Below are 11,629 nucleotides of genomic sequence, written 5' to 3' on the forward strand. Positions count from 1 at the left end.
ATTATGGGTTAGGTTTCATAGAGATTATCAATGGAGCATTTTTGAAGTTCTTTCAAAAAACCAGCTATTTTTTTAACAGAATCCTGAAAAAATTTTTTACCGTTTTCTTCCGTAGCTTTTCTTGGGTTACCCACCCCGGTATCTTCTGTAACTTTGGACCATTCTCTTTGTGAAACGACCCATCCTTCACGAATGCCCCTTAATTTGGATTTTTTTTCTTTTCCTAAACCAGCCTGGTTTAAAGGCAACACCAGGTCGGGTTTTAAATACATCATTGCAGCTGTTTCCAACTCCCCCGCATGATCGCCAGGTTCGGAAAAATATTCCGTAGCCTTTTCAATCTGCCACCAGTTTATAGCACATGTAAAAACCTCTGGATGCATCATACTTAGTTCACGAATAATTTGTTTAAAATTGTTACCCCCATGCGCATTAATGATCACCAGTTTATCAATACCATCTTTTTTCAATACCTGTATGATATCCGAAAGAAAAGCCAGTTGGGTACTGGGATTCATGTTCATACATAAAGGCACTTTCATTTGCCCAGTATTAACGCCATAAGACATGGTCGGTAATACAATGGAATGAATATTATTATCCCATGCCTTTTCCGCAGCTTTGATTGCTACTTCTTCTGCTAGAAAATTATCCGTACCATATGGTAAATGATAATTGTGGGCCTCTGTGGCACCCCAGGGAAGTAAAGCCATATCAAACTTCATTTCTCTGACACTTTTAAAGTTGGTTTCCTGTAAGGAGAAAGATCGTATAGTTTTCATATTTCGAACTTTTTATGACCCCCGTTCTTTTCCTCAATGGCCTGGAAATTTTTCCAACATTGGTATAAACCTCTGGGAACATGGAAGCATCCCTTCCATTTTCCACCTTTCAAGGTTAAATGTGGCTCGCCTTGTCTATTTAGATAACCAAACCATTCTCCGAATTTTTTATCAGGAAAATGATTCCAGGTATACTGGTGTACTTTTTCAAACCATTTAAAGAGCGCTGGATTCTGCGTATGTAAGTAAGCCTTTGATAAAGCTATTAGCGCTTCCAGATGTACCCACCATAATTTTTGATCCCATTCCAGTTGCTGGGGTGGGTATCCCTTTATGTCCATGAAGTAGAAGATTCCTCCATACTGTTTGTCCCAGCCATATTCCATTATATTAAGGATAACTTCAGAAGCCTTTTGTATTAGATCCACGTCTTTTGTTCGTACACCAATATCAATCATAAACCACATGGCCTCCAGCCCATGACCTGGATTGATGAGCCTGCCTTCAAAACTATCATTGAAGCCTCCGTCGGGATTGACATTTTCAAAAATGAGCCCCGATGAAGAATCCAAAAAAGTTGTCATTATCTCATCACGACTAAAAGCAATAGTTTCTTCAACTTCTTCATTAGATAACACATCTTGCAACTCCAGCACCAGGTTCGAAAGAATCATCGGAAGTGAAAAATTCTTTAGTATCCTTGCGCCCGTAGCCTTTTCATATTTTCCCTTAGGATTTCTACGACGTCGTAGTATACCGCGGTAGGTATTGATGGCAAGATTTTTAACTTCATGATCCCGTGTTGCCTTAGTGTATTGGCCGAAGGCCATTGCAGCAAAACAATCGGAAAAGATATTATAAGGCTCAATAAGAGGCGTTCCTTCACGAGTCAATGAGAAATAAAAATCGCCAGCTTCATTGACCGCTTTTTTCCTAAGGAAATCTATCCCTTGTCGAGAAATTTCGAGCCATTGTGGTTTCTTTTCTATGTTATTGTATAAAAAAGAAAACATCCATGCCTGCCTTCCCTGCATCCAGGTAAATTTATCGGTTTCGTAAACTCTACCCTTTTGATCCAGGCAAGAAAAGTAACCACCAAAGTCCGGGTCTAAAGAATTTTTTTCCCAAAAAGGAATAATATTATTAAGTAATTCTTCTTTATATAATTGGGAATACTTCATATTTATGTTATACATAATACAAATATATAAAAATCTTTTACTTTGAAATTACCATCCAATGGAATTTTGTGGGTTTTAAACAGGAATTAATAGTACTACCACTGCCCGCTATATAACCACATCCGCCTACAGTAGAGGACTTATACCTTAATGAAATAAGCATTCATTAATTTTGAGGAAAGGCCGCTGAGTCATATTGAAAAATGTTATAGGGCAAAGCTTTTCCTTTAATTTTCAATACCACGGTACCATGAGGTAGTACTTTAGCACTTAAATCTTTCCTTACTCTAGTTTCAAGGTCCTTATGTTTCCAAAGATCCCGTATGTTGACCGCCGTTTGAGAATCCAACCCAACGGCTTCGAGTGAGAATTTTATGATTTGTTCCTTATTAGATCTATTCAAAAGAGCCACTGCAACCTTCCCGCTCATAGTTGAAGTTAAAGGTTTTGCCCAGACTTCAGTATCCCCATTGTCAATGACACGCCTTGCCTGATATACCAAAGGATCTTGATTAAGAGCTATGAGTTCTTTATTCGTGAGTATTTCTAAAGTTGCTCTCGAAATTTTGGTCAGATCATTACCAGCGATCAATGGGGAGTTTAACATGCACCACATACTAAAATGTGTTTTATCTTCCTCATAAGTCATACCTCTTCCCATCTTGAGCATATCCATGTCATTCACGTGTCCAGGGCCTGAATAGGGCCATAAATTTGCATTCTGATCAATAATGTGCATGACGGACTCGAAATTATTAGCGATATCTCCTGAAATTCTCCAGGAGTTAGCAGGATATATCACCCAATCACCTGGAAATTTCCAACGGCATATATTATAATTCACTTTAGGATTTATGGCATATATGATTTTCCCAAGCATCATATACCTGCTTCGATCGTCCAGCCCCAAATTCTTACCCCCACACCAATCAACTTTTATAAAGTCATAATTCCATTCTTTTAACATCAAAGTTAAATCCTGGACTTCATGGCCGTAAAGCCCCATACCTACTCCAATGGTATCATTATCCCATATTGAAGCACAGGTATTAATACCGGCATCTGTGTAAATACCAGCCTTTAGACCCTTATCATGAAGATATTTAGCTAACGCTTTCATTCCGCTGGGGAACTTTTTAGTATTTATCAATAATTTTCCCTCCTGATTCCTTCCTCCGAAATATCCATCATCAATATTTATATAGTTATATCCGGCCTCCCGCATTCCTGTCTCTATAATGGCATTGCCCTGTCCCTTGATAATTTTTTCATTAATATGAATTCCGTAATGATTCCAACTTGCCCAGCCCATTATAGGAAGTTGGGAATCTTGAGAATAGGTTTTCGCCTGACTGTAACCATCTAGACTTGAAAAAATTAAAAAACCTAAGAGGGGCCATGTAAAAGAGTGTAACTATAATTAGATTCTCGTTTAATTGGTTTAAAAAAATTAAATTCCATGAGATCCTTTAACGCTGGTTAATTATTCGATCCACTACCTCCGGATTCAATAATGTTGACGTATCCCCAAGATCAGAAGTATCTTTGGAAGCTATCTTTCTTAAAATTCTACGCATGATCTTTCCTGATCTTGTCTTGGGAAGACCTTCTACAAACTGAATCTTATCAGGTTTGGCAATGGGGCCGATCTTATCGGAAATCTGCTGATTAATCTCTTTTCGAAGGTTATCCTGATTCCTGTATTCTCCAGATTCTTTCAAAATCACAAATCCATAGAGCGAGTTCCCTTTCACCTCATGTGGGAAACCAACTACTGCCGATTCGGCTATAGCCGGATGTTCATTGATAGCATCTTCAATTGGGGCGGTACCCAGATTATGACCGGAAACGATGATCACATCATCTACCCTACCGGTAATTCGATAATAGCCGACTTCATCTCGAAGGGCGCCGTCCCCGGTAAAATATTTATCTTTAAATGCAGAAAAATAAGTATCGCGGTATCTGTCGTGATTGCCCCAGATAGTTCGGGCCATGGAGGGCCATGGGAATTTGATGCAAAGTCTGCCATCAACCTGGTTGCCTTTGATCTCCTCACCATTTTCGTCCATTAAAACCGGCTGTACCCCCGGAAATGGTAAAGTGGCAAAAGTTGGCTTGGTTGGAGTCGCAAATGGAATCGGAGAGATCATGATTCCCCCGGTCTCTGTCTGCCACCAGGTATCCACAATAGGGCTTTTTCCTTTACCTATATTATCATTATACCAGTGCCAGGCCTCCTCATTGATAGGCTCCCCTACTGTTCCAAGTACTTTTAAAGAAGAAAGATCATATTTATCTACCAGGTCAAGGTTCTTCTTGGCTAGCGCACGAATTGCTGTAGGCGCGGTATAGAACTGGTTTACCTTATGCTTTTCTACAACTTCCCAGAAACGTCCGGAATCTGGATAAGTGGGCACGCCTTCAAACATCATCGTGGTTGCCCCATTGGCCAGCGGACCGTAAACGATATAGGAATGCCCGGTGATCCAGCCAATATCTGCCGTACACCAGTACACATCATCATTCTGATAATTGAAAATATTCTTAAAAGTATAGGCCGTGTAAACCATATAACCCGCGGTGGTATGAAGCATTCCTTTTGGTCGGCCAGTTGATCCCGAAGTATAAAGAATAAAAAGCGGATCCTCAGCATCCATGATCTCTGGTTCGCATTTATCTGAGGCTTCATCCAACAAGGGTTGCAACCATTTGTCTCTGCCCTCTTTCATATCGATATCTGATTTGATCCTTTTCGCGACCAAAACCGTCTTTACATCGGGACATTCTTCCAGGGCTTTATCTACAATTCCTTTCAGGTCGATCGTTTTGCTGCCGCGGAAGGAACCATCGGCAGTGATCATCATTTTACAGTCGGCGTCCAGTGTTCTCGTTGCCAAAGCCGATGCAGAAAATCCGGCAAAAACCACCGAGTGGATCGCACCAATTCGAGCACAGGCAAGTACGGCATAAGCCAGTTCCGGGATCATGGGCAGGTAAATACAAACCCTGTCGCCTTTTTCGATTCCGTTCTCCTTCAGCACATTCGCGAACTTATTTACCTTTTTGTGAAGTTCTTTGTACGAAATATGAAGCGCATCTTCCTCCGGGTCGTTGGGTTCCCAGATAATAGCGGTTTTATCGCCTTTGGTAAGCAGGTGGCGGTCAATACAGTTTTCGGTAATATTTAGTTTGGCATTTTCGAACCATTTTACCTCTGGTTTTGAAAAATCCCATTTCAGCACATTATCCCATTTTTCACGCCAGACAAAATGTTCTTCGGCGACTTCCTGCCAGAAATTTTCGGGTTCCCTTACAGATTTTCGGTATACCTGGAAATACTCTTCCAGGTTCTTAATGTGATAATTGCTCATTTTAATTTATGATTTTTAAAAAGTAATTAATTCCAATCCCATGTTTATTAATTTGCCACTGAAAAACCGATTTCAGAAGCAGTGACAGTTTTTTTATCACCCGCTATCTTCTCAGCTTTTATCCGAAAATATCTACTCATTACGGGTTTTCTAAATCGGTAAATCCTTTTGGAGGGATCATTATAAATGTTACCAAAATGAAAACTTCCGATTTCATCCCAATGAACCCCATCCCTACTACTTTGAATCGTTCCTTTTTCCATTAAACCTTCGCCCATTATTTTCTTGGGAGCATAAATAAAACCTCCTACTTTATACTCTTTTGCAAGATCCAAAGCAATATAATGTTCCTTGTTAGTTTCATCTGAAATCCAATAACTATCAGAATTAGCATCAATAGCATTTAATACTAAATGATTCTTCCTTGAATGACTGGAAGACAACACCTTCCAATTCTTTTTAAAAAGCCCGAAATATACTCCTGAACCCGGACTCTCTTCATCCTCATTTCTTATAAAAGCTTCTACCGAACCTTGTTTTAAAAAAAAAGGCCCGTCATAAATTCGTAGGGGTTCTTCCCCATTAATGCCAAAAATTATTTTTTTAAAACCTAAAGCCCGGTTTGCCATACTATCATTAATGGAAATATGGACCAGGCCGTCAGAATCCCGGGTGATGGAAAGCTGAGGCATCGGTTGATGGTAATAGAAAGCCCCAACGGTAGCAATTACCGGTCGGTTTCGAACCTTTAAAAACTTAATTCGGATTTTTTTTAATTCTACAGGAGAGAACCGGAGAATCCGCTTATAGCCAATATTGGTTCCCTCACCCAGATCCTGCCACCTACCGTTAATCCAGCCTTGTACAAGATGCTTTTCAACCCTTTCGCCATATGAGCTTACCGCCTCTTGAATAACAAAGCGGTTGAACATAATAGGTTGCTTTAATGAGAACTCAATGGTTGAGTCATTTTGAGAAAGCAATTCGAAAGTTTCAAGATCATCGTCCAAAAGTCTTTCATGCTCCTCAGATCCGGACAGCAGATTATCCCGATAAGTATCCTCTATAAATTGACCCACCTTTTTTAATACCTTTAAGTCCTTTTTTGCAAAACGACCTTCTCTGTTAGGAGGAACGTTTAAAAGAAATATGGCATTCCCTCCTACTGCAGATTCATATATATTAAATACTTCTTCCGCGCTTTTCACACTTTGGCTCGTCTCATCTCTATAAAACCAACCATCTCTTATGGATGTATCTACCTCAGCAGGATAGTAGTGAAGAAAATGAGCATTATACAATTTTGTTCTTGACCCAAGGTCGTTTTCTGTTAAGTCAGAAAACATATTGATAGAGTCGGGATTTTTCTGGAAAGGAATTACATTCCATTCCGTTTCTCGGGTGTCTCCAGCCTCATTGCCAACCCAACGAAGATCCTCTTTACCGAAAATAACCGCACTTGGAGCTAAGGTATGAATCAGCTTTTTCCAATCCTGGTAAGCATATTTTTGATTACCTTTTTTCTTAGGATTTGCACCATCAAACCACACCTCACTGATTGGACCATATTCCGTTAACAGTTCAAATAGCTGGTTCAGAAAGTACTCATTGTAATCATCAACTTTAAATGTAAATGTCGTTTTATTTTGGAAAGGGCGGTTCATAACCGGACGGGGGATTATCCTTGTAGAATAGGCACTTGAATTCCCATAATAGCCTTTGGGATTCTCTAACTGATACAAATCGGCCGGTGATAAATACACCCCTAATTTCAATCCGTATTTCTTGCAAGATTTAGATAATTCTTTAAGAATATCTCCTCTTCCTCCCTGGTAGGGCGATGACATTATGCCATGTTTAGTGTACCTGCTTTGCCAAAGAACGTAGCCATCATGATGTTTTGCCGTAAAAATAACTTTTTTCATTCCGGCGTCTTTCATAGCCCGGCACCATTGGTCTGTGTCAACAGAAACCGGATTAAAAATTCCCGGATCCTCCTTTCCGGTACCCCACTCTCTTTTGGTAAAAGTATTCGGTCCAAAATGAATAAATCCAATAAAACCATCCTGAAGTGCCTCCAGTTGAGAGTGTGTGGGAACGACATGAGTCGCCTTATCAATAATAACCGATTCGGAATCTCCTTTTTTAATTTCAATAGTATTGTGGAAAGAAGCATTCTTGGCTTCCTGCGCATGCAGGCTAATGCCACCGCAGATTTCAATAAAAACAAGGATGATTATCCGGTAGATCAGATGAAAAGGATTCATTAGTGTTGGGAAATTTTGATATTCTAGTCGTGAAATTCCATTTAAAAATTGGATTAGATTTCTTTATTTTGTTGGCTCTTTAAAGAAATAAATTTAAATATACTCCTTTTATTATTTTTATGTCATACATATATGTTTTAAAAAGTGTATTTTTAATACCTAATTAGATAAAATACTAATCCGAAAATTTTTCATGAAAAAATTCAAAAAATTACAACCTGTAGAAACTCTATCTCTCGTAGATAAAGTAGAGTTAAGATTACTGGAATTCTTTAAAGAAAATGAATTAGAACCTGGAGATTCCATCCCCAAAGAATTAGAATTTGCCGAAACCCTTGGAGTAAGCAGAACAGTAGTAAGAGAAGCCCTTCTTCGTTTAAGAACTCTTGGTCTTGTAGAGTCGAAGAAGCACCGGGGAATGATCCTGACCGAACCAGATATTATAACCAACTTCGAAAGGATTCTTGATCCTAGCTTATTAGGAATGGATATATTGAAAAACCTTTTTGAACTTCGTCTTATACTCGAAATGGGAATGGCAGATTTTCTTTTCGAAAGAAAAACCGATAAAGATTTATTAGAGCTTCAGGAAATAGTAGAGGCCGAAGAAAAAGCGGAGGCAGAAAAATCTCATTTTAGTCTTGACAGAGAAATCGCCTTTCATGGAAAATTATATGAAATATCACAGAATAAAACCTTACTTAGATTTCAAAAACTACTTCTTCCTGTTTTTGAATATGTTCATCTTAAAAATAAGCCGGAAGATTTCGAATACCGATATAGCAGCGGCAAGTTTGTCACCCACAAAATGTTGGCCGACAATATTAGAATGGGAACTCCGGAAACCTTCAGAAATGCCATGAGACAACATCTAGAACCTCACTTTGATTCCATTTTCAAATCCTCTTAATCCTTATCGGGGGGTAAATCCCGCCCTGACCAATGTAAAGCTGGCCCACCCCCGGCAGTAAAACCTAAACTTTCACCGGTAATATAGGGAGAAAACCAAAAAGAGAATAAGGCGCCCTTTTCAACATAAAATTTTAAAACAATGGATTTTGAAGCGATCGACAACAGCGATTCTTTAGTTTCCCATCGAATTCTATATTTGGTATCATTCTTACACATAGGAAGACAATCATCTTTAGAAAAACCTGGAATTACTTCCAACTGGTCATTTAAAACTTCGACTTTTAATATTCCTTTGCTCATATTCGCATTTACAAACAAGAATTCACCTGTAAAATCAAATAAGTTCGTTATTAAAAAACCATCTTCTTTTTCAGCTCTTAAGGATACAAAACCATCCCTTCTTAGTCGCGCCAGCCCGGTAGACATATGACTATCCCACATAATATCATTCCGTCTTCTTCCTGAAAAATAAAAGTAGAGAAAATCGCCTACTACAATTGGAGAACCATTATAGGACTGCACATTCCCATAATTCCAGGATCCAGGTGTTTCATCAACTCCAAAAAATACAGGGTGATCAGTTTTGCTAAATGAATTTCCGTCTCTGCTGAAACCTAAGATCACTTCATTACGCTTATGAATGCCCAATTCCTCCGCCATCTCATTCGTAGGTCCCTGCCAAATAGTATAATATCCCAGGTAGATACTTTCATATGCAATAACATCAAAATTATATATCCCCGGATGAATTTCCGGAAATCGAGGATGACGTGGTTCCGTCCCATCGGGGCCAAACCAAAATTTTTCTTCCGACTTTCCTATACCTTCGACAAGCTTCTCGGGATCCACATTGGTAGCATAGGTTCTGGTTTTAATTGCATCGGAAGTTTCATGGCGAAGGCTAACAACCCAACGCGACTGAAAAGGATCAAAATAAGCAGAAAAGCGATCCCTGATTTTACCTGAAATGGCTTTAGGGGGGGACCAGTGGATACCGTCACTAGAATATTTTAGCATCAGCCTGGAATCCTTTCCTTCCGATCGCCGATTGGTTAAAAACATTTTATACCGTTTATTGGGTTGCCTATCCATTTTATCTAACCAAATGGTGGCGGCATCTCTTATGGTACAATCCACCACATTCGTATCGGGGATGACATCACGAAATTCTTTCTTCCAATGAATCCCGTCATCAGATTCCGCATAACAGGTATAAAATGCATTTTCCAGGGACGGATATTGATTACCCGCTCCAGCCATATACCACATTTTAAAACCACGTTCTGATTCATCATACCATACTCCATCACTAAAAGGAGCGGCATATAGCGCTCCAATACCGGTTTTTTCCCATTCCTCTTTGGGTTCCAACACGGGGTTAAACTTATAAGGTTCAGGCACATGAAAGGTTCGTTCGAGGTTTGTTTTATTTATCAGAAAATCATCCACAAAGAGCTGTCTTCCTTTTTGTAAAAAAATATGCCTCATAAAAGATCAATTTCTAAAAGCAGAAAATTAACTTACCTAAATTAAGAAATAAAAAAGGCCATCGGATAAAGATGACCTTTTTTGAACTAAACCAAACTAACTATTACTAAAACTACTACTGATATCCTGGTGTTTGTTCTAATAGGGGGTTTCTTCCAATCATATCCAAGGTGATTGGCAATAAGAGTTTATATTCATCTCCTGGATTTAAATATTCTACGTTGTTGATGACATAAGAATCTCCGGCTCGACGCAGGTCCCACCATCTTTTTCCTTCTCCAATAAATTCAATATATCTCTCTTTCAAAATGGCTTGTGTATTTTCCGCTATAGATCCATTCGCATAAGCATCAACCGCAGGATCATAATTTTCCCCATAAGCCCTTTGTCTTATTTGATTGATCTCCTCTGAAGGATCTTCACCCAAATGATTTTTTGCTTCCGCAAGTAAGAGAAGGACATCGGCATACCTGTAAATCGGTACGTCGTTATCAAAAATTCTTACACTACCATCTACTCTGCCTAAAAATTTCTTGAGAATAGCTCCGAAATATTTCTCCTCGTTTAAACTACTGTATCCTTCACCATTATTGGAATCACTGAATAAACGAATAAAGGTAGCATCTTTTCTAGTGTCGAAATTATCGTCAGAAAGTTGTAGTGTTTTTATACTGGGACCATAACGGTTGGATCCGTTAATAACAAATCCTTCCATAGACTCTCCTTCTTCATTGTACTGGGGCCATATTTCAGTAGTTCTACCGGTAAACAAGTTATAATAATTTTCAGCTTCATTTTCAGCATATTGAATAGCAAAAATGAACTCATTGTTATTTTCATTTTCCGGCCCCCACAGATCGGAGTAATTTGAAACAAGATTTATATTGGGGATATCTTTTATTTGCTCTAAAGCATTTTTAGCCTCCTGGAAATCAGAATCTCCTCCGTTTAATAAATTTCCGGACCAAATATAAGCATCTCCCTTCAAGGCCAGCGTTGCCGCTTTAGACCAATAGTTTCTGTTTCCGTTCCAAAATGAATCGTCATCACCAAAAGCTTGCAAACTTCTCTCAAGGTCATCTTTAATTAGCTGCATTACTTCCTCCTGCGAAGATCTAGGCTTGCTCAATCCTTCGGCAGATGTAGTATTCAGGATTTCTGTACTAATAGGAACCGCACCCCAGGTTTTTAAAAGGGTATAGTAATAATAGGCACGTAAGCCGTAGGCCTCCCCCATTAAATGATTTTTGGTAACCTCATCGCTAAAATTGATGTTCGGTACGTTTTGAAGAAAATCATTTATTTGATGAATTCTTCCATAGAAGCCAGCCCAGCCCCCAAATGGTGCCGTTGAGACGGTAATATTAGATTCGATTAAATCAATATTAAAAGGAGATTCGAAGGTTGGCCCTCCCCACTCATCACTCCGTATAGCTCCTAATAACCAGATATCATAAGTTTCTCCTCTTAAGGCTCCGTATAGACCGGAATGTGCGGCAAGCGCTCCGGTTTCACTATTCCAGAAACCATTATACGTAAGTTCACTTGGCGAATCCAGCTCCAGTTCACTCTCACAAGATGTGAGAAACAGAGCAGCCAAAATGATATATAAATATTTCATAATT

8 protein-coding genes are annotated in these 11,629 nt (G+C 39.1%); 1 reads left to right on the top strand and 7 read right to left on the bottom strand.

Annotation, left to right across the window (positions count from 1 at the left end; all coding sequences use genetic code 11):
- Window positions 1-8: 8 nt before the first annotated feature.
- The 5 genes from C7S20_RS18810 to C7S20_RS18830 form a co-directional block, all read right to left on the bottom strand.
- The gene (locus C7S20_RS18810; RefSeq protein WP_193510781.1) at window positions 9-782 is read right to left on the bottom strand and encodes a creatininase family protein; all 774 of its coding nucleotides are present in this window, start codon (window positions 780-782) and stop codon (window positions 9-11) included.
- The gene (locus tag C7S20_RS18815) at window positions 779-1,963 is read right to left on the bottom strand and encodes a n-acyl-d-glucosamine 2-epimerase (protein ID WP_107013902.1); all 1,185 of its coding nucleotides are present in this window, start codon (window positions 1,961-1,963) and stop codon (window positions 779-781) included. Before C7S20_RS18815 ends, C7S20_RS18810 begins: the two co-directional genes overlap by 4 nt.
- Before the next feature lie 166 nt (window positions 1,964-2,129).
- The gene (locus tag C7S20_RS18820; protein ID WP_107013903.1) at window positions 2,130-3,275 is read right to left on the bottom strand and encodes a glycoside hydrolase family 27 protein; all 1,146 of its coding nucleotides are present in this window, start codon (window positions 3,273-3,275) and stop codon (window positions 2,130-2,132) included.
- A gap of 157 nt (window positions 3,276-3,432) precedes the next feature.
- Window positions 3,433-5,337 (bottom strand): acetate--CoA ligase, encoded by a 1,905-nt coding sequence (gene acs / locus C7S20_RS18825; protein WP_107013904.1) that lies wholly within the window; start codon window positions 5,335-5,337, stop codon window positions 3,433-3,435.
- 47 nt (window positions 5,338-5,384) lie between these two features.
- Window positions 5,385-7,604, bottom strand: a complete 2,220-nt coding sequence (locus tag C7S20_RS18830) for an alpha-L-fucosidase (protein ID WP_107013905.1) — start codon at window positions 7,602-7,604, stop codon at window positions 5,385-5,387.
- A 193-nt stretch (window positions 7,605-7,797) separates the two neighbouring features.
- Here C7S20_RS18830 and C7S20_RS18835 point away from each other — a divergent pair, with 193 nt between their 5' ends.
- A complete protein-coding gene (locus C7S20_RS18835) occupies window positions 7,798-8,514 on the top strand; it encodes a FadR/GntR family transcriptional regulator (RefSeq protein WP_107013906.1) in 717 nt (238 codons plus the stop codon).
- Here the strand turns inward: C7S20_RS18835 and C7S20_RS18840 are convergent.
- Together C7S20_RS18840 and C7S20_RS18845 are read right to left on the bottom strand one after the other, a co-directional pair.
- Window positions 8,511-10,004, bottom strand: a complete 1,494-nt coding sequence (locus C7S20_RS18840; protein WP_107013907.1) for a glycoside hydrolase family protein — start codon at window positions 10,002-10,004, stop codon at window positions 8,511-8,513. The two genes, C7S20_RS18835 and C7S20_RS18840, sit on opposite strands and share 4 nt — an antisense overlap.
- Window positions 10,005-10,119: 115 nt before the next feature.
- Window positions 10,120-11,625 (bottom strand): RagB/SusD family nutrient uptake outer membrane protein, encoded by a 1,506-nt coding sequence (locus C7S20_RS18845; protein ID WP_107013908.1) that lies wholly within the window; start codon window positions 11,623-11,625, stop codon window positions 10,120-10,122.
- Window positions 11,626-11,629: the final 4 nt, after the last annotated feature.

The sequence above is a fragment of the Christiangramia fulva genome, from assembly GCF_003024155.1.
In the GTDB taxonomy this organism is placed as follows: Bacteria; Bacteroidota; Bacteroidia; order Flavobacteriales; family Flavobacteriaceae; genus Christiangramia; species Christiangramia fulva.